This window comes from Paenibacillus urinalis (genome assembly GCF_028747985.1).
Taxonomy (GTDB): Bacteria; Bacillota; Bacilli; order Paenibacillales; family Paenibacillaceae; genus Paenibacillus; species Paenibacillus urinalis.
The window spans coordinates 36,642-56,891 of record NZ_CP118110.1; the positions used below are offsets into that span (position 1 = coordinate 36,642).

A 20,250-nucleotide genomic window follows, 5' to 3' on the forward strand; every position below is an offset into this window, starting at 1 on the left:
AGGAGGGTAGAACTATGGGTGTGGAAGTGACTAAGCGACCAAATAAAATAAACGTTGAGTTCCCTATTGCTTACTTTGAAGGAAACTTAATATTTAATCATAACAAGCAGGTGTGGGCCGTATATGAGCTAGATCCTTTCATATATGACCATCAGAGTGACCAACAAAAAATAGATCGTCTGATTGCCCAAACCTCTTTCCTAAGCATGTTAACGGACCAATTCCAAATCCTATGGTTACCTAAAGCCCATGACATTGCTAAGCACCATGAAAAGCTTAGACAACGAAATACTGGACCGCTTAAAAGTTGGGGGAACAGGTATATCTCCGGAATGGAAGATTATCTAGGCGAAGCATACAACACATCGGATGGATCCAATAATGCGGAATATCGTCCCTATGTTGTTGTATACATCCCCAAGAGTGATGATAAGGATCTGGTAGAACAAATAGAGAACGTATATACCGAAATGAAGAAAATGATTCTTCATCCTAAACGTTTTATTGAACATATTTCAGGTCTTAATGAACCAGAAATTTTCGAACATGAATACCAGGCTTATATGGTAAAGGAGCGGCAAATATACGATCGTATTTCCCGCAGAATCAAAGTAAAACGAGGAACTCCTGCAACAACAGAGTGGCTAATCAAGCGTAACTTCTGGTGGGGGATATCGGATCCAGTTCTCCGTTCGACGAAAGACAAACCATGGACTCCAAAGAAAAGAAAAGGAAACCGCGGCGGTCTTGATACATTCTTATATGACTCAAGACAAATTATCACTTTGACTGAGGCTGAAATTGATGGATCGCATCCTCGTAGATTGCAGATTAATCAGCCCCATGAAGGCCAGGACGATTACATCTACCATACGTATCTTACCGTTTCTGAACTTCCAGATAATATGGATATGCCGGGAAGTGAGTGGCTTTACAGTGCAGCTACATTGCCATTTCCAGTTCAAATGAGCATTAAAGTGGAAGTGATAGAAGCACCTGAAGCAATTAAGAAACTAGCAAAGAAAAAAACTGACATCGACAACCAGGTAAAGAACGTGCATGAAGCTGGTGCAACCGTACCTCTTGAACTTGCTGAAAAGCAAGAAAGGGCATTACTGCTCGAAGACGAGTATAAGAAAAGAAAGAACCAAACCTTCATTACACATATTACCTTTGGGCTGTACCATACGGATATTAATCTCTTAAAAAGTAATGCCAAGATATTGCAGGATCATTTCAGAGATTTCGGAAACATACATGTTGAATTACCTGCAGGTGATCAATGGTTACTCTTTAATGATTTTATCCCTGGATCCCCCCGCTATGTTTCAGACTATATTCAAAGAATCCCTCCTGAAACATTGGCTTCCGGAATGTTTGGGGCAACTCAACAGTTAGGAGATAACATTGGGGTCTATATAGGCACAACGGGGTCATTACAACAACCTGTATTTGTTGATCTTAGGCACGCTAGCCAAATCAATAGATCACCGTCTTTTACCATAAGCGGAACACTCGGAGGCGGTAAATCCGTCCTGCTAAACTTGTTAGGATATATTAACGCAGTATGCGGAGGAAAAACTCTAATATTCGACCCTAAGGGTGAACGTTCTCATTGGCCGGATATGCTGCCTGAGCTAAAAGGACAAATTCAAGTGGCTACCTTATCTGCTTCTCATGAGGATCAAGGGAAGCTGGATCCTTTTGTGATGCTACAAAATATTGAAGATGCTAAAGAAGCAGCGATGGACATTTTATCATACTTAGCATCTGTACAGAGTGATCGGGTAGAGTACAGTTACATATCTCAAGCGGTCACAAGAGTAGCTTCCGAACCGAAACCTTACTTAAAAAAATGTATTGATGTCCTGCGACAAATGGGTGAGACTAGACAACCGGCTGCTGTGGTAGCTGAAGTACTCGACAGTTTCAGTAACTTATCATTTGCCAAGTTACTTTTTGGTAACGGGGAACAAAAAACAATTGACTTAAACTATGCGATGAACATTTTACAGGTTCAGAATCTTAAAATGCCTCCTGTAGAAAAGCCTCCCGGGAACTACTCCTTGGTTGAGAAAATGTCTGTAGCCACGATGTATTCAATTGGTCGATTCATGGATACCTTCATTTATTTTGATCGCTCGGTCTTTACACTTGCCGAAATGGATGAGGCATGGGCGATCCTGCGAACTCAAATCGGGAAGGAAATGGCCGATCGTGTAATTCGTACGGGGCGCTCTCTAAATGGCGGACTTGGAATTGCGACTCAAAACCCTACAGATGTAGCTGGTGACCTTGCTGGTAACATTGGAATGAAGTTTGCGTTTAGGGACTCAGACACAGCCAAGATCAAAAGTACGCTTTCCTACTTTGGATTGGAGCACACTCAAGAAAATATTGATCTAATTAAGAATCTTGATAATGGGCAATGTCTCATGCAGGATATTTACGGCCGAAATGGTGTACTTACAGTAGATGTTGTATTTCAACGTCTCTTTGATTGTTTTGATACTAGACCACCTGAAGAGGATAGTTCAGAAACAAGAGAGGAAACAGAGTATACAATACTTGAGAAATTCCAAGAACACTATGAGCAGTATGCTGCTGCAGGTGATGTAGGAGGGGAGCTTGATGGAGAAGACCCCGACCATGATTAAGCGAGGAGTGAAAATAAGGAAGTCTCTTGTATTGCTAGGTGTAATAGTATCATTTCTCCTAGTCTTGATACTTCCTACAGTAGTAGAAGCATCCTCCATCGATGAAATGATTCCTTCTGACAACAACAAAGAAGGGATATATAACAAGTATGGAGCAACCAACTATTCATTTCAAACACTGATCCCAGAGCGATCATTCTGGCAAATAGGTCAGAAAGCTTCGGACGGTATAATCAGGGTTTATGATCATGTACTAAGTTTCTTTTTTCTTGTCCTAGTTCAAATCACTCGTTTATTCACCTTTTTATCTCATCAAGCATTTACATTTTCCTTTATGGATCAATTAATCGATGCTGCTGAGGATATTATTCAAAGTGTCGCAGGGGTGAATAACGGTCTCTTAGGTAACGGTCTATGGGGGAGTCTCTTGGGGATTTTTGCTTCCATTACCGTTCTTTATATCTTGTTTAATATGCTTCGAGGAAGATACATGGATGGATATCAATCCGCATTAGGCTTCGTAATGGCTCTTGTCATATGTCTCGGTTTTATTTCAAACGCAGGCACCATTATTAAGTCTTTTAATGGGATCGGCAACGAGGTGGGGGGGATGATGTACTCCATGCTCGCCAAAACAACTGGTCTTAATACTGATCCTAACAATGGTGTAGGAACGATCTCAGAACAAGTATGGAATGAGCTAGTAGTTCGACCCTACACCATGCTCCAGTTTGATGATCCAGACGTTCAAAAAAAAGACCCTCAACTTTTTAACGAAGTTCTTTCAACAGCACCATTTTCAGATGAACGAGAAGCAGTTTTACAGAAGGCACTAAGTAAGTACCCCGACATTGGGCGAGAAAGACCATATGAACAGATGCTAATACTTGTGTGTTACTATGCATTCTCCATTTTTACACTTGGGTTATTTATCTTCTGGGCTGTCCTTTCTATATTCTATCGTTTGAAACTGCTAATTCATGCAGCTGTTATGGCCGTAACGTTACTTGCAACGCTTCTTCCAGGTAAAGAAGCTGGGTTCAACTCTATGAAGCAACAATTCATCAAATTAATAGGTCTTTGTGTAATGACCGCCTTTGTCATGTTTTTCTTAAGTCTATCCCTAGTATTTGGACATCTATCCTTTGATGTTGTCTATTCAGCAGGAGCAGGCTGGTTTACCGCAATGATAGTAGAGGCAATTGTAGTTGTTGTTATATTCAAATATCGTAACGAGATTGGACAAGTTTTCAGCAAAGCAGCCGGTCATATTCCAATGCCGGAACGTGCCAAATCCACTGTTGTAGATACATTACAGCGTGGTGCAACGAGAACCTTGTATCACAGTACTGCTGGTAAAATCAGTAGCATGTTTAACCGAAAAGAGCATGAAGGAGTTCCTAGTACATTTACTCCGTCTTCTCTCAGTACTGCCGGCACCAACATTAACGATGCTACTACAGCAAGTATGGTCCTGCGTTACCAGCGAGAGAAACAAGCTGCCGAACAAATTTCTAATGAATCTGGAGCAGAGGCACAATATTCTCCTTTTGTTCAGAAAGTAAATGAGAATCTTCGGAATGGCAGTAAAAATCCTTTCCGTGGGTTGGACAAAGAATGGAAAGAAGAGAAGAACAGATTGTCGTCTGTCAAAACTGATGGTGGAGATATGCGTAACGCGATTCTTATGCAGGGCGTAAATGAGAACATGAATGATCAAGAGGTTGCATCAACATTGTATTCAAATGAGAATGCAATCCGAGAAGCAAGTTCCTTCATGGTGAATCGACCAAAACAGGCTATAAACCAACTCGACAGGGCCAAAACACTCAATCGGAATCGTAAACTCGAAACTGCAGTGGATGATTTTGTTATGGTCCAATTGTTCCAAAGGTACAAAACGGAATATAAGCAAGCTGTTGATACCTCCATCGAGACGGGTGAACCAATCAGACACTCTGACTTTGTAAAGAAAATGGATGGTCGATTTAAGGAAGCAGGGCTCAGCAACACCAACAAAGTAAACACTACGATGCTATCAAGAAAAAGTAGGATTGCCGTTGCTACTCATTTCCAATCGATGCCTGAGTATGGAGCACAGAAGGAGCGGCTACTAAAAGCTAATGACTCATTCCGAAGGGTAGCCGTACAAAATGGTGGAATATCTGAAGTACCTAAAATTCAGCTAAATCCTTTACAGAATCCTGCTACTATTATGAAAAATATGCCTCCTCTACCAACGGCTCAGTTCGGATCTAGAGGAAATAAGTATAGTGCAGGAAGCTTTAATACTACTAAATCTGTACCATCATCAATATTGTCGGCTCCTGCAGTACCTGCAGCTCTTGCAGCTCCTGTAACTTTACCATCCGTTCCTGATCCTAAGAAGACTATGAACAATGTTAAGGGTAAGAATATCGCAACTCAATTTAACGTTCCTATGTCTGTTACAGCAACTCCTGTGACCGATCCTAAACTAACCATTAACAATGTTAAATTTAGTAATCCGGATCTTAAGAACAAGATTGAAGCTTCACGTGCCAATCTCAAAAACAGCATCACTACGGATGACCTTCAAGACATGCGGCTTGAAATTGATACTAATGCAAAAACCGAAGTGGTCATGAATTTGAGGAATAAGGTAACTGGTGAAGTAACAGGTGGACTAGATGATATGAAAGCGTCCCTTGAAATCATGAAAAAGGCCCGCGGTCAGCTGCATCGCGCTGAAGTTTCTTCTGCCAATCGTAACATTGAGAAAACAGTGGCAAATAAAGCGCAAAGCGGTAGAAAACAAACCAGGGTCCTAAAACAGCTTGAGTAGTAAGGGGGCGTACTATTTTGCTAGACAAGAAAGCTATTATTGGTGAAGCATTGCAAGGTGGTTTGAATAAGGAAAACCTTAAGCAACGAATCAAAAATGAAGCGATAAAGCGACTGCTCAATAAAGTATCAACATCGTTATTGAAAAACCCTGTGTTTTGGATCGTAACTGCAGTGCTGGCTGGAATCTTCATGTTCTTCTTTCTGATCGCAGCGCTAGTTTCATCTACAACCGTCGTTGCTTCTTCTGCATTTGTATCTGAAAGGGTGTTACCTCCTCAAATTTACTATCGTGATCTGGATAAGATCATAACCAGTGAGTTTGGGGAGCGAACTGACCCTGTTTTTGGAACGAAAGCTTTCCATAAAGGAATTGATTTCGGTATACCCGTGGGCACTCCAATCATCAGCTCATTCGATGGCGTTGTAACAACCGTGAGTTATCCGTCTACAAACTCAACGGAAAGTAATTCAAATGCCGGTATATATGTCTCGGTTAAAAGTTCTGATCCTGAGCTTTCATCCACCACAAGATACCTTCATTTGAGTGAAGCATTCGTCGAGCCAGGTCAATTGGTTCGTCGAGGGGAAATCATTGGACTATCGGGGAACACTGGTAAGTCTACAGGTCCTCATCTTCATTATGAGTGGATTCCTGAAGGGGAAGAGCCAGTTGACCCTACTCCTTTCATAATGCTCATGTCTAAGGCAACGGATACTGCTAGTAAAGAAGCTTTTAAGTATTTCGATAAGGTGAAATTTTCTAAAGAAGATGGAGATTATGATTATTTTTCAAATAAGATGCTCTATTTAAGCGGAGTCTATATGGAATCTGCTGCACCTCCATTTAGCAATATGGGAACTGTAACGACACGAAATGTTCAGACTGGCGCGTCCAGCTCAACAACTGGGGAGGGAACTGAAACTTCAGAAGACGTACCTGAAGTTTCAGTTCCACCAAATCTAGGTTCACTAACTCATCCCTTCTTTATTGAGTATGCTGCCGCTGCCATGGAAGAAGAACGCAGAAGCGGGGTACCTGCAAGTGTCACTCTTGCACAAGCTGCGCTCGAATCAGGGTATGGTCAACGAAGCGTATGTAATAACGTTTTTGGTATCAAAGCATCCAAAGGGTGGAAAGGTCCTACTTGTTCATCTCCAACTAAAGAAGAATATGGTGGTAACATTGTCACGATCGTTGGTACGTTCCGTGCCTACTCTAGTGTAGAGCAATCATTTGCAGATCATTCAGCTTTTCTTTTAGAAAACCCTCGCTATCGTTTTGCTTTAGCCCAGGATAATCCCTATGCCTTCGCAAATGAATTACAACGGGCAGGATATGCTACAGATAGCCAATATGCAAATAAGCTTAAGAGTATTATGAGAAGTCAGAATCTCGTCTCCCTCGATGCCAACGGAGGAATTGATCCTGCAACTGGACAGCCTTTCAATGATGTACCATTCGGTAGTGGGGGAGGAAGTGTAGGAAGCGGTGGAAGCGGTGGAAGCAGCAGAGGGAGTGTAAATACTGATGGTACTGTAACTCTCGTATTCGGCATCCAGCAATTTTATGGTAACTATGCAAAGCAGGTATACCGATCAACGTCAACTGTTACAGACTCCAAAACCGGTAAAACACAAACTAGTCAAACGGTTACTAAATCCGATCTAATCGATCCGACTTTTAATAAACCAATCATTAATTCAGTTAATTATAATAACGTGGTGAACAATGGAGGTTACGGGGAGACTGAAGGACCTAATCTATTTGTTAAGGACCTTCCTGCAGCTATTGCAGTAACTCCTTCCAGTGGTACCGATGAGGAACTTTATATCTCTAACGTTCAGTACGTAAGGGGGACATACTAATGAATGTACAATTAGTTGAACAGTTACAGACCGAAACATACTTTATGCTTAATTTAGAAATCACTTTCACCGGCTTAAAAGAATGGTTTCATATGGCTGGAATGCAATGCGATGATGTATCCCTTTTTCAAAGTATCCTGATGCCAGAAAAGATATCACCGGAGAAGCAAGTTGAATTTGCACAGTTGATACTGTATCGACATGAGGATGTCTTCTTCCAGATGCATCGAGGATTATCTGCCGAAGAGCCGCTTCATCAGTTACTCATACAATTGCTGAACGTTAGAACTCTTCATGGTGAGGAGACTGCTATCCTTGATCTATGGGAAAAATTGAACCTTGATCGCAAAGAAACGGATCCAAAGTACCGTTCTATTTACGAGTTGTTTAGCAATTAGTATTCTATTTTCCTGCAAAAAGTTTATTTAACCGCTTGGGGAAGCATAACAATTAATACTGGGGTAATAGATGGGTCGATTGAAGGCCTTTCTATTGCCCCTTTTCCATAATTAGACTATAATCATTGTATTACTATTAAATGAATTATTTTTCTTTGCTGCTATATTTCAGCGAAGAGAGGAGCATGTTGTTCATATTCGACAACGATAAATAATTGCCTTGATGCAAAAGGATGGAGCAGGCCCTATTCAGGTGTGCTTTTATTTTTGCGTTCAGGGCTTATTTATTTTCATCTATCTCAGAGAAAAGGGGGTAATAAAGACGTGGATTACCGTAAGGAAAATTGGTCCTACGAGTTAGAGTGTTTCCGGAAAGCGGTGAATGGGGGCGTTGACGGCTTCATCATTGAAATTGCCGATCATTACTTAAATGATCGCCTTGACAATGAAGAGTACGAGGATCGTACATATACTCAAATCGATATCGCCGTAGCCATTTTTAACGGAAAAATAATTGAAGGATATTCAAGTGAAGATAATCGGATAAGGGAATCTCGCTCCATGGGACTAGTTACCCCTAGCCGTTTAGTTCTCGGCAAAGATCTTCAGGGAAATTGGTTCATTATTGTAGTTGGATTGCTCACAAGCAAGCATTTCAAGGTGGTTACTTGTTACCCTCCTGGAAAACGCCATCTTCCGTATATCGAGAATTTTTAATGAGCTGAAATTTTTTGGAGAAACGGAGTTCCGTGATACAATAAGGTTAGAAGGAGGCGTTGTGCATGACGACTCATTGTGACCGTTGCAAAGGGGAGTACGTAAATATGATAACCACCAAAACCCAAGTATTTGAAGGTGGCACTTTAATTGTTTCCGATGTTCCTGCAAGAAAATGCGAATGTGAGGTACTAACGCAAATTCCTGATGGAGTTATTATGGAAGGTTATAAGATGCTGCTCGAAAAGAATGGAATTGTTGGTGATGTGACGGTATCGTTGGCTAAGCTCAAAGAGCATTTCACGCCAATGGATTTTATTAGACCGCATATCAGTACTTAACCAGGAGTTATAAAAAGAGAAGTCCCAAGTAGAGTTTTACGTTAAAAAACGTGATTCTTGTTGGGGCTTTTTTTATTTTCTATGGACTATAAAAAACTATTGGAAGGACTGATCCTTTTGCCACATAAAAACACGGATAAGACGAAAGTTCTGCTACTCATGAGTTATATTATCGGTCTTTGTCTGATAATTGATCACTTAGTTTTCGGGTAACGATCCAAAAAAATGGGGGGAATAGATATGAATAATTGCGAGCGCAGGTTTGATGGAGGACTGTTAGTCGTGACAAACATTGGAGATGAGGATGTTCAATTCATGAAGAAGATTGAGCAATACACCCAACTCCTCAATCAACTTAAGGTATACGGCACCGTAGAAGTGACTTTGGCTGATCTGACACGAAGACTCAACGCAAAGTTAACTTCGATTGCGTAACGCAAAATAAGGATGGCCATAAAGAGAGCGACATGAGCGCTCTTTTTTTTGTGCCCTAAGGAGGCAATAAAAATGATAAAAAAGGTTTCGATTCAGCTTAACCGGAGCCTAATTTGTGGTGGGGTAGCGATCGTTGATAAGAATGGTAGCGACGCTTGCATCTTCTTTGATGTTGTGAAATCCAATCCCATGAAAGTGATTGTTGGCAATCGTGGGAAGGAAGTACCTGAAAACGAGGCAGATGTCTATGAGCACACACTTCTAGAGCTCTTTGCAAAGCATAATGTGCCCCTGCAGCTAGGTACTTACCTTGTTCAAACCCATGCGCTATAGAGAGGAGTAATATATATGCGAAAATTCAGTCGTAAACCCATCTGCCTGCTTATGAATCTTGGTGGCTTTGAAACACGTATCGATGAGCTCATAAATAAGGCATCCCGCATTGGAGAGATTGTTTATTCTCTCACAGGTGAAGGTATTGTTCCTTTTTCCACTCGAGGAATAGTTCCTGTGAATGTGATGACCTTATCTCCTGGTGAACTTCATGTATGGTCTTCACTGATCAATGAGCAGCTGCAAGAGCAGGGTATGAGTGTTGAGAACGTCGTCATCCTAGCTGCAGGACGTAAATATTGTGGAGTACTTCCATTAGGCACTATCGTCTATGAAGGCTTCAGGATAGGAGCGTGAGTTATGCAGCTGCTAAGTATTGCATTTAAGTGGCATGCTGAAGCACCTATCGATGCTGTTCTCCCCATTTTAAAGCTTGCAGGATTCACGCCAAGTAAGAAAAATATTTGGTACCGTTCCGTCGGTTTACACAAGCTTGAAATTGAGGCGCGTGTGCGAATGAATAATCCAGAGAGGTCTTATTTCTGGATTCGGTGGGTAAGCGCTAAGGGAGTCGTAGATAAGGGTCCATTGGAACGTCTGTTGAATGATTGGTTTTTTACACTCAACAGCCACGTCAACATAACGGTCAACTGGCTTCAGGTCAAAGTAGATACCAATGACTTTAAGCCTCCGTTATTTGGCTACAAGGAAAATGTCCCTACAATTTGGGTCAAGGCGGAAAAGCAGATCCGATTATCTTTCTATCCAATCCTAGGTCACTATCATTTTGAGGCTAGGAACAGCGATATTCGGCTACCCATTCCACATAATCGTTTTTCACTATGGATCGATGAGCTTAAGCATAATTTGCTTGGACATCAGCGTCCAGATGATCAAATCACTTTTGACCTGAACGTAGGATAAAGAGAAGCATTTTGGGAACGCTTAGCTGCGTTACCCGCCGGAGGCAATAAATAAAAACTCAATTAATGTGAGGAGGGAGCCCCTCTGCCGCAACAATGGTGAGGGCTCTTGTCCTCAGTTGCGGTAAGGGCAGATATATATATGAATAACAAAGTAAACCTTATGAGACTTCAACGGATTTATAACCGCAGGAAGCAGCTAAAAAAGTATACCGTCATTGGAAAACTTTTGTCACGCTAATAAGGGAGGAGTAATAGAAATGTCGTATTCGGTCTTAAACCAATCCGCTGTTAAAGAAGCCAGAAGCGTCTATTTTCATAGTTGTGACGTAAGTCGGCTCTCAGTTAAGGATTTACTGATAGTTATCCTTGAGCCGATCGTGAAAAGCCGATCCATCTCTGCTGTAGTAGATGATATCCTGCAGAATGGGCTGCCATATCTCGGAACCTTATCCGAGTTTGAATTATCGGTTCTTTTCGATCTGAACGAGAAACAGAGTTTCCAGTTGATGTCGATCTTTGAGTTGGCAAAGCGCATGAATACTTCTGTTGCTACTGAAGAGGTCATCATTCGATCTCCTGTAGACGCGAGATATGCCGTTCAAGATCTTAAATATTTGGATCGTGAACATTTCGTTACCCTTTATCTTAACACTAAGAACCGAGTGATTGGTCGTGAGACGGTATCTATCGGATCTTTGAATGCAACTTTAGTACATCCAAGAGAAGTATTTAAAGGGGCAATTCGAAAAGGTGCAGCGAGTGTTATTTTCGCTCATAACCATCCAAGTGGTAATCCTGAACCTAGCATAGAGGACATCAGCCTTACTGAAAGAATGGTGGAAGCCGGCGTAATCATAGGTATTGATGTACTGGACCATATAATCATTGGTGGAGATAAATATTACAGCATGAAGGAGAAAGGCAGACTTCCTATTCTTAAAGAAGCAAGTAATAAAGGAAGTATTGTTTGATGGAAGAGTCTTAAGAGATCCCGATTTAAGGCGGATTAGCTCATTGCTTACATAAAAAGGGCAGAGCGATGAAGCTCCTCCCTTTTTTCCATCATAAATAAATTAAATACACTAATTGGAGGATATAAAAAATGAGTATACTCGAAAATGCAAAAGTGATTGATACGTATTCCCGTGCCAATGCGTTAGCTGATGGATTTCTAGTTGATGTAAGCCATCTTGCTAAAGAGGTCGGTATAAAGTATCCAGTTCATATGAAACGAAATGTGTGGGATTCAATGATTGTTCCTGATCAAACCGCTATTATTAACGGCGAGAGCGAAAAAGGGAGACTTTGGGATTGCTTGTGGATGTTTCGCATAGCAATCTCGAGCCAAAGTGGATCGATCGTACATTTTAAATTCATAGCCACTTTTGATGGAGCTGATAGATATGTATCAGTTAAAGCAATTTGTGGTCCCGGGGATAACCTCGAACCGGTGATTACTATTCTTTTTCCTGATGAGGATTAAGTGATACCACACTAAAGAGGCATAACGATGAATTCGAGGCAGATAATTCATGTCATTGGTGAGACCCTGCCTCCCCTTTAATCTATAAGGTGATTTATCATCTGAAATATTAATCACTTGATATAGATAGATTTATAGTGGAACCTGGGGAAGAACTACCTTTGCTATGTAAAGACGAGGGGTACATTAAATTACGACCCCGTAACACTGGCAGATTCTAATAAAAATCAACCGATAAATGGTATACTACCTATGAAAGGATGGTTGTTGTGGATAATAGAGAGAATGAAAATCTTGATGATTTGATAGGAGATTCTAGATACATTCCCTTTTTACATCGTACGAGGGAATCTAACACGTCTCTGACTGTGAAATGGATAGTTAACTTCTTGGCAAGTGTAGTTCAAATGGTTAACATCCCTTTTTTCTTTTTCCTTCTTTTAATTGCAGTTGAACAAGTCGGCCAACAATTAAACTCTTCATTCACTATACCTTACAAGATTTTTTTTGCTCTTGGTCTTTTAATATTATTAGTTCTTGGTGAATATTTAGTACAGAGGACTCGAAAGAACATGGTTAGTCCCAGTGTTAACCTAATATGGTTTATGAACTTTAAGGGGCCTCTAAACAACCACTTTTATTCAGCAGAAAAGTCCCAAGAGTATAGTGCAAGTTTAGGTGACTTTGTGAAATATCAAGCTGACGAGTACATAAGCCAAGGGATTAAAGAGACAGAGCACAAGCTGATTCGTATGACTGAAGTCGTGCAGCAACTGAGCAATTTAGGATCCTTCCCTAATGAGACATTTGAATCCTTGAAACGTGTTATTGATATGATTGGGGACATGATGCTGAACCCAGCGAGCCCGAGAAATTCTTACTATGTTGTTTTAGACCGTATTCTAGCTGAAATAGCAAGTACGAAACCGATACAGCCTTATATCAAGCAGGGATCGATTATGTTGCTAGACGATACTAGGCACTTATCAATAGCTGGTGGTTTCCATCTGCATAATAATTCTATTCAAAACCGTAAGATCCCGTATGGTGAAAAGTTTGCTGGTAAGGTTGTAGCCGGTGGCGATGTAATTTGGGTGGATGATGTAAATAATATAGAAGCTCAAGCGCTTTACGGTTTTAAGAGTGATCAAAATCGACCATACACAGGAATTATGGGATACCCTATGCGAGAGACTGGTTTAGATAGCTATCAGCCAGTTGGTGTAATTGTGCTGCATCTTTCAGAGGATATAAGCAAACTCTTAGAAGAGGAGAGAAAAGTAGTTTCCAAAACGCTTGAAGTCTATTCCCAAGCAATAATAACTACTATAAAACTTAATAAGTATTATATACAGAGAATGATTCAATATGGTATAGTTGGTTTAGAAGAGATTACCACTAGTTTAGAAGGAGGCGACACGAATGATGACAATTAAATGGCCTGTTCAGGAGGAGAAAAAGAAAGATTCTGTAATTACTCGATATCCTGCAGATGCACGTGTCGAACCTAGTAGGGATATAAACAAACTTGTTAAAGAAATTCTCTCCGGTGATAAACCTAAGAGAAAACAAATTTGGAAATTTTAAAAAAATATCAGAACGGTTGTCGATTATCGGCAGCCGTTTTTTTGATAGATTAATAGTATAAAACCCTTCAGGCCGGACATGCTGATAGATAACGCATTTCGGCTGGAGGTATTGGATATGGGTAAATGGTTTAAAAAACAAAAAAGCGTTATTACAAAGATACCTGTTGGAGAAAGAGTTGGCCCGACTAAAGAGCTACAAGAGATCATGAAGAAGGCTGAGAAAATCTTAGGTAAAAAGATTAATGGAGATAAGAATAGGCGGTGATTGGAACATGCAAAATGGAAGAGTTATACCCTTCACTAAGGAGCCTAAAAGGGTGAGGTTCTTAACCCAGCAAGAGATCACGAGAGCAAATCAGACGAAGAGAGAAGATGTTTTGAGAAAGTTAGATGAGAAAGACAACAACGTAAAATATAATGAAAAAAAACACTAAAGGTGTACGGGAACGTACACTTTTTTTGTGTCTCCTTTTCGGCCTAAATGTGTAATAAGTCGACGATTTGAACTGTTAGTAACGAGAGGAATTTCCATTGGAACTTTAGTAACTTATTGGAATTCATCTAAAAAAGTATTAAAATAAATCTATTGTCCTAAGTGGCGAGATTAGAGATAACATTTTTTTAAAAAAACTACTTCATTTTACTCCATTTGAACTCCAGCTAATTTGAAAGTGCTACTTTTGTCCTTAAATAAAGAACGCTATATTCTCGAAATATGAATCCGGAAAGTGCTAAATTACCATTACCAACTGATGATGTTACCGAAAATAAAAAAACATAAACTAAGATAGTATTAAAATATCAAACTAGATATTACAAGCAGTCTACTCTACTAGGAGGTATTGTTTTGAAACTTATAAGTCTAGAGATAGAGAATTTTCGAAACTTTGGTGAAGTGAAAATAAGTTTAACAAATCAAAATGTTATTTTTGGGATGAATGATGTAGGAAAAACCAATTTCATGTTCGCATTAAGATTCTTGCTAGATAAAGAAATTAGAAAGAATGGCTTTATGATTTCCGATTACTATAAGAATAACATTGAGGAAATTATTAGGATTACATTAGGAGTAGACTTGTCAGATCGAGAAAATAATGATGATTCAAAACATATTATATCAAAAGTTGGCGGAGCTCGGTCTAGCGATGAATTAGATAAGTTTTATTTTCAAATTGAGGGTGTTTATGATAAGAGTGAAGAGATTGGAATACCGAAAATGTACTGGGGAAACAATCTAGAAAAACTCATAGAGATTGGTCATAATGGATATTTTAGTATCATCGACAATTTATTCAAAGTTGTATATGTCGATCCTGTCATTGATTTAGAAAAAACTTTTTCGAAAAATCGAACTAGATTGTTTAATCAAGCAAAACTGGATGATTCGGATATAGAAATTTCAAATCAAATTAAGGAATTAGCTAATTTACTGAACACCAAAATAAGTAGTATGAGCTTAATTCAATCTTTTCAAACGACTATTACTGAAGAATATAAAAAGTTGAAGAACGAGCATATAAACATTGAAATGAAGTCAGAATTATCTATAAGCGGGTATTTTAGCAATCTAATACCATATATTAAAAGAGACAATGATGATAATATTTATCCAACTTCAGGTGATGGTAGAAAAAAAATATTAGCATATTCTATATTAAATCACTTAATACAGTTACAAGAAGGAAATAAAATAATAATTTATTTAATTGAAGAACCAGAAAATAGCCTACATAGATCTATGCAAATAGCACTCTCTAAGCAATTATTCAATTCAAAAGTATATAATTATTTTTTCTTATCAACACATTCATCGGAATTACTGTATGAAATGGATAATGCCTCTTTGATAAGGGTGTATTCGCAAAGTGGTACTCTTTGTGAATCTTATATTTATCATGTTGACGAGGAATATAAAAACGTAAAAAAGGAACTAAATCGTTCTTTGGCAACAGCTTTATTTGCAGATAAAGTATTACTTGTAGAAGGACCCTCGGAGAAAGTGTTATTTGAAAAAATATTAGAGGAAGTACATCCTACTTATGAGTTAGATGGGGGATTTTTATTAGATGTTAGTGGAATTAAGTTTAAGCCATACGTAGAGGTATTGCGTGGATTAAATATTACCGTTTTTGTTAAAACGGATAATGATCTAAAGTCTAAAAGAAATCAACCCAAGATATTTGATTTAATAGGTATCCAGAGGTGCTTGAACCTTCTGGAGGCTACTGAAGAAGAGAAAGACCCCATAGAACCGATTGAAATTGATTACTACACAGAAAACGAGGATGGAAAAAAAGTTTTTAAACAAAAAGGAAAAGACCAACTGATTAAAACGAAGAAACTCGAACTTTTCAAACAATATAAATCTGAAATTCAGTTAATGAAAGATAACGGTATATACCTATCAAAAATTGATTTAGAACATGACCTGTATGAAGCCATCGGTGGGACAATGGAGACAGCATTAGGTTCTGATCCGATAAAATATCTACAGGATCATAAACTAATTAATATGATAGAACTAACAAATCATCTATCGAAAGATGATTGTATCAATATTATCAAACACCCCTTATTTGAAGCCTTAAGAAAGTTGGTGTCAGATGAGATCGAGATTGGTTGATCAGGAAGCTAGAGATAAAATACTAGAAGATGATAACAGTATTCTAGTATCGGCAAGCGCTGGTTCTGGTAAAACTACAATTATGGTACAGAAAATGGGCATAGAATTAAGTAAAATAACTGACCATAAAACAATTGCTGCTATTACTTTTACCGTTAAGGCAACAGAGGAAATAAAAAGGAAAGCTCAACAATCTATAAAGAAACCATTTGTAGTTATGACAAACGATTCATTTATCGAAAATGAAATAACAAGACCATTTCTTAAAGATGCATTTGGATCTGAATACTCAGAGGATTATTCTGTTGAATATGGAAACAGATATAAGTTTACTGTTGCTTCAGAAGGTCTTATGCAAATCAAACAGAGAAAGATTTTGGGAACTTTTTTTGACAACAAAAAAAATTTTAAATTTAAACTTGCCCTTGCAATAATAAGTAAATCTGTAGCTGCACAGGAATATATTAAATCAAAATATGCAACTATTTTTATAGACGAATATCAAGATTCAGATCAAGATATGCATCGGTTTTTCATGTACTTAAAAAACGAGCTGAAAATAAAAATCTTTATAGTCGGAGATGCGAAACAGGCCATCTATATGTGGCGTGGAGCAATGAGTAATATCTTTGAACTCCTTAGCAAAGAAAGATTTAGTTGTTATGAGCTCGTGACAAACTTCAGATGTCATAAAGACATTGAAAACTACGCTAATATCTTTCATAACCCACAATACTTTAACATACAAAAAGATACCGTTCATAATGTTATTCTGAAAAATTATCAATCTAGATATATTAATGAGTTCCCAGAGTCATTTACACAATTGATTGATGATGATTTTATTGATCTAAATAAAGAAATAGCCATAATCTCAAATATTAATAGAGACGCAAAAAAAATCGCAGAGTTGTTAAATGAAAAAGGGTTCGATTTCGTTTTTGTTCCTAAAACTCCAATTGATGAAGGATTACCTAATGGATTTCTATTGAAAGAGTTGGCTATGTTTACTAAAAACACTGCTTATACAATTTATGATTTCATGGAAAAAGTAGGGGGTGAAGAACGAAGCCAGAGAAGAGTAGAGATAAATAAAATCATTGGTGACTTAAAGAACAAAGATAATTTAATTAAAAGTAAAATAGGAGAAATAATAAACAACCTAGGTGTTTTTTTAGGACTTTCGATTGGTATTGATGAGGTAACAAAGTTTTATGAAAGTGTAAGCGACCCACAGTTTGACATGGCCTTTCAAATGAGGGATAAGAAACACAAAGTTATGACAGTATTTGGGTCAAAAGGGCTTGAATTTGATCAAGTAATTAGTTTCACTCGTTATTATGAAATCTATAACAATACAAATATGCAAAATCATTATGTCTGTGTAACAAGAGCAAAGGAGAAATTTGTAATGTTTGTAGATGATGTAAATTATCATAAACATGTATTAAGCTCAGCAACGAAACACGGACTGACCAATGCAGAGAAGTTGTTTAAATACATCGAATAACACTTTAGTGAAACCACTTCTAATTTTATGACTCAAAAAAGAAAAATCGTACAATGTGTTCCGATCAAGTCAAACCATAGAATTAACAGTCTGCATATATGTCCTGGATTATTTAATACAATGAATAGTTTTGATATTTAAGGAGTAGAGGTATCTTTACTCCACTTCTGCCTCTCGAACAAACAATATAGTAATGATCAGCATAGGAAAAGAGGATTGACGTATGGACTTAGGTATGTACGAAAAAGATTTAATAAATATACGTTTGATTCTAGAACAAACTGAACAGATTGATCACCAAACTATAATTGAGAAATATAGAAATTACTCCCGTAAAGGTGCAATTACATGTCCTTTTTGTGGAGAAAAATTAAAATTAAGGGCAGGAGAGATTAGAGATATACACTTCAGTCACCCAGTCGGCAAAACATGTATGAAAGCAAAAGCATACGATACATACCAAAGACAAACTTTTAGAGAAAATGAAAAACACTCCGTTATGAAGGAAATCATTTATACAGAACTTAAGGGACAAGAGCGATTTAAAAATGACCTTAAAGTTGAGTATGGTTACTTGGAAAAGGCAGAAGAAAAATGGAACATATATCCAGATATATATTTAAAGAAGGGAGATCGGGAGTTTGCGCTAAATATTATAACTAACATACAACAAATAGGAGATGAAAAAGTAGTAAATAATATTCACCGTAGAAATAGTTATTTTAAAAATAAAGGGTTAGAGATTATATGGTTTATTGAAGAAAGAGAACTAGCAGATGATTTTGTTAATCGGGTGCTTCATCTATGGGAAGCAGAATATAATCTAGCTATGAAAACACGAGAGGACCATATTTGGGATGAACATATTAGAGAACTTTCACTAAAATATCCCGAATATAAACTACCTGAAGTTTTCGGTTATAAATCTCAGAATGAAGCATTGCCGTTAGAGGTGCATAGTCTTTATTATATACGCTCCTTACAAGAGGGAATGGAGTTTACTGTACATCGCCTTATATTAGATAACAAAATAGCTCCTTTTCGAGCTTTTGCCTTAACAAAAAGCTACCCTTTGAAACTATCTTATGCCTTGAGCATCGACACAGAGATTTCTCTTAGTGATAAAGAACAAGAAAACTTAAATAGAAAGGAATTTGAAGAAGAGTTTATAGATAAAATCAATAATCAGATCACCAATGATAATTATGTCGGATATTCAGATTTATCAGAGTTTTCTTTCTCTTCTGTAAATTTTAATCCGTATGAACGTACAGTTATATCAGACGAAGCAACTCGTAAAATAATTCAAGAAGATGAATTAGAAAACAAAAGAGAATCACATAATCCGGATTACTACCTTAAACAAATTATAAATTTTACTATAACTGATGAAGAAGCAAGACATTTTTACGAAGGATTAGCAAGCCGACATGTAGATTTAGCTACTCATAATTTACGATTAGATAATATTTGTAATGCTATAGAGTCTTTTAGTTCTTTTTGTAATAATGAAGCGAGAGTGTGGTTGGATAAGATCCTACGTTTGTAGCCTCGAACTTTTTGTGAGGCTACATTTACATCACTGTATTTTTTGGGCTAGGATCCATGCAAAAAGACGGAAAAGTATCAATATGTAATCGTTTCTATTGCATCTTTACTTTCAGCTTTTCGTTACTATATAATTAGCATATTGTTTAGTAACATTCTTATTTTTCTTGCCGTCAATTTCGGCGAGAATAGGTCATGCAGCTTCTGCTGTTCTATAAACATTTGTACTTTTTAAGGAGACGCTAAAGTGTACGGGAGACGTACGCTTTTTTTGCGTCTCTTTTTTTGTGCAAAAAAGGAGGAATGAAGATTATGATCTGTGCTGCTCCCACAACTGATCAGTTCTACTGGGTGTTTCGCGAATAATGAGTTAGAGCGATACATCGTGCTATCAGATGAGGAATTGGGAAGCTCTCATTCACTGCGCTGGGAGATGATAAACGAAGGATTCCATGTATTATGGGACTCTTCCCGTAGTCGTAAACAAGCAATCCGGTATATGGAGCTTTACTATCCTATCCCGATTATAAAAAGTTTGAAGCCGTTCCTGTGCCAGTGACTTTTAGGGAAGCATGCGACTTTGTAAACAAGCATCATCCTGCCCCGCAGGGTATGAAGTTTGCACTCGGTCTCAGTAATGGAAGGGAATTAATTGGAGTCTTGATAGCCGGTCGGCCTGTGTCTCGCTTAAGAGATAACGGAAAGACAATTGAAGTTACCCGCTTATGCGTCCACAGTGCTTATAAAAATGCATGCAGTAAGTTATATGCATCGGCTGCACGTATAGCAAAAAAGATGGGCTATCAAATGCTCATTACCTATACGTTGGAGGAGGAAGATGGAGGCTCACTTCGAGGGGTAGGATTTCAATTTATTGGAGTGACTCCAGGAGGAAGCTGGCATAGCAAATCCCGCAGCCGGCAAGACCGACATCCAATGGGACCAAAAAGGGCTTGGAGCCTGAATCTATCGTCGAGCCAGGAGGAATAAAGAAACAA

General features: G+C 38.3%; 19 protein-coding genes. All 19 read left to right on the plus strand.

The window, feature by feature from the left end; all coding sequences use genetic code 11:
• Positions 1 to 14: 14 nt before the first annotated feature.
• The 19 genes from PUW25_RS26650 (at position 15) to PUW25_RS26740 (ending at position 20,242) form a co-directional block, all read left to right on the plus strand.
• A complete protein-coding gene (locus tag PUW25_RS26650) occupies positions 15 to 2,657 on the plus strand; it encodes an ATP-binding protein (protein WP_205055003.1) in 2,643 nt (880 codons plus the stop codon).
• Positions 2,632 to 5,481, plus strand: a complete 2,850-nt coding sequence (locus PUW25_RS26655) for a CD3337/EF1877 family mobilome membrane protein (RefSeq protein WP_205055004.1) — start codon at positions 2,632 to 2,634, stop codon at positions 5,479 to 5,481. The genes PUW25_RS26650 and PUW25_RS26655 overlap by 26 nt, the downstream gene beginning before the upstream one ends.
• Before the next feature lie 17 nt (positions 5,482 to 5,498).
• Positions 5,499 to 7,349: a glucosaminidase domain-containing protein gene (locus tag PUW25_RS26660; RefSeq protein ID WP_274336768.1), complete on the plus strand. Its 1,851-nt coding sequence runs from the start codon at positions 5,499 to 5,501 to the stop codon at positions 7,347 to 7,349.
• Positions 7,349 to 7,747, plus strand: a complete 399-nt coding sequence (locus PUW25_RS26665) for a hypothetical protein (protein WP_205055005.1) — start codon at positions 7,349 to 7,351, stop codon at positions 7,745 to 7,747. The genes PUW25_RS26660 and PUW25_RS26665 overlap by 1 nt, the downstream gene beginning before the upstream one ends.
• A 324-nt stretch (positions 7,748 to 8,071) precedes the next feature.
• On the plus strand, positions 8,072 to 8,464 hold the full coding sequence (locus PUW25_RS26670) for a DUF4258 domain-containing protein (RefSeq protein ID WP_090727277.1): 393 nt from the start codon (positions 8,072 to 8,074) through the stop codon (positions 8,462 to 8,464).
• Between the two features lie 107 nt (positions 8,465 to 8,571).
• The gene (locus PUW25_RS26675; RefSeq protein ID WP_249436061.1) at positions 8,572 to 8,805 is read left to right on the plus strand and encodes a hypothetical protein; all 234 of its coding nucleotides are present in this window, start codon (positions 8,572 to 8,574) and stop codon (positions 8,803 to 8,805) included.
• A 240-nt stretch (positions 8,806 to 9,045) separates the two neighbouring features.
• Positions 9,046 to 9,240 carry a hypothetical protein gene (locus tag PUW25_RS26680; RefSeq protein ID WP_090727280.1) on the plus strand — a complete coding sequence of 65 codons (195 nt, stop codon included), beginning with the start codon at positions 9,046 to 9,048 and terminating at the stop codon, positions 9,238 to 9,240.
• A gap of 72 nt (positions 9,241 to 9,312) precedes the next feature.
• A complete protein-coding gene (locus PUW25_RS26685) occupies positions 9,313 to 9,573 on the plus strand; it encodes a hypothetical protein (RefSeq protein WP_249436060.1) in 261 nt (86 codons plus the stop codon).
• Positions 9,574 to 9,588: 15 nt separating this feature from the next.
• Positions 9,589 to 9,930, plus strand: coding sequence for a hypothetical protein (locus PUW25_RS26690; RefSeq protein ID WP_090727282.1), 342 nt, complete (start codon positions 9,589 to 9,591; stop codon positions 9,928 to 9,930).
• A gap of 3 nt (positions 9,931 to 9,933) precedes the next feature.
• Entirely contained in the window at positions 9,934 to 10,497 is a 564-nt protein-coding gene (locus PUW25_RS26695; RefSeq protein ID WP_205055006.1) for a hypothetical protein, read from the plus strand.
• Between the two features lie 259 nt (positions 10,498 to 10,756).
• Positions 10,757 to 11,470, plus strand: coding sequence for a RadC family protein (radC, locus tag PUW25_RS26700; protein ID WP_205055007.1), 714 nt, complete (start codon positions 10,757 to 10,759; stop codon positions 11,468 to 11,470).
• A gap of 131 nt (positions 11,471 to 11,601) precedes the next feature.
• Entirely contained in the window at positions 11,602 to 11,982 is a 381-nt protein-coding gene (locus PUW25_RS26705) for a DUF6573 family protein (protein WP_205055008.1), read from the plus strand.
• A gap of 269 nt (positions 11,983 to 12,251) precedes the next feature.
• Positions 12,252 to 13,418 carry a GAF domain-containing protein gene (locus tag PUW25_RS26710; protein ID WP_205055009.1) on the plus strand — a complete coding sequence of 389 codons (1,167 nt, stop codon included), beginning with the start codon at positions 12,252 to 12,254 and terminating at the stop codon, positions 13,416 to 13,418.
• Complete coding sequence (locus PUW25_RS26715) at positions 13,405 to 13,569, plus strand: hypothetical protein (RefSeq protein ID WP_205055010.1); 165 nt, start codon at positions 13,405 to 13,407, stop codon at positions 13,567 to 13,569. Before PUW25_RS26710 ends, PUW25_RS26715 begins: the two co-directional genes overlap by 14 nt.
• A gap of 117 nt (positions 13,570 to 13,686) precedes the next feature.
• On the plus strand, positions 13,687 to 13,836 hold the full coding sequence (locus tag PUW25_RS26720) for a hypothetical protein (RefSeq protein WP_205055011.1): 150 nt from the start codon (positions 13,687 to 13,689) through the stop codon (positions 13,834 to 13,836).
• Positions 13,837 to 14,418: 582 nt separating this feature from the next.
• Entirely contained in the window at positions 14,419 to 16,194 is a 1,776-nt protein-coding gene (locus tag PUW25_RS26725) for an ATP-dependent nuclease (RefSeq protein WP_205055012.1), read from the plus strand.
• Entirely contained in the window at positions 16,187 to 17,704 is a 1,518-nt protein-coding gene (locus tag PUW25_RS26730) for a UvrD-helicase domain-containing protein (protein WP_249436059.1), read from the plus strand. Before PUW25_RS26725 ends, PUW25_RS26730 begins: the two co-directional genes overlap by 8 nt.
• A 223-nt stretch (positions 17,705 to 17,927) precedes the next feature.
• Positions 17,928 to 19,253, plus strand: a complete 1,326-nt coding sequence (locus tag PUW25_RS26735) for a competence protein CoiA family protein (protein ID WP_205055014.1) — start codon at positions 17,928 to 17,930, stop codon at positions 19,251 to 19,253.
• A 548-nt stretch (positions 19,254 to 19,801) separates the two neighbouring features.
• A complete protein-coding gene (locus tag PUW25_RS26740; RefSeq protein WP_205055015.1) occupies positions 19,802 to 20,242 on the plus strand; it encodes an XF1762 family protein in 441 nt (146 codons plus the stop codon).
• Positions 20,243 to 20,250 lie beyond the last annotated feature (8 nt).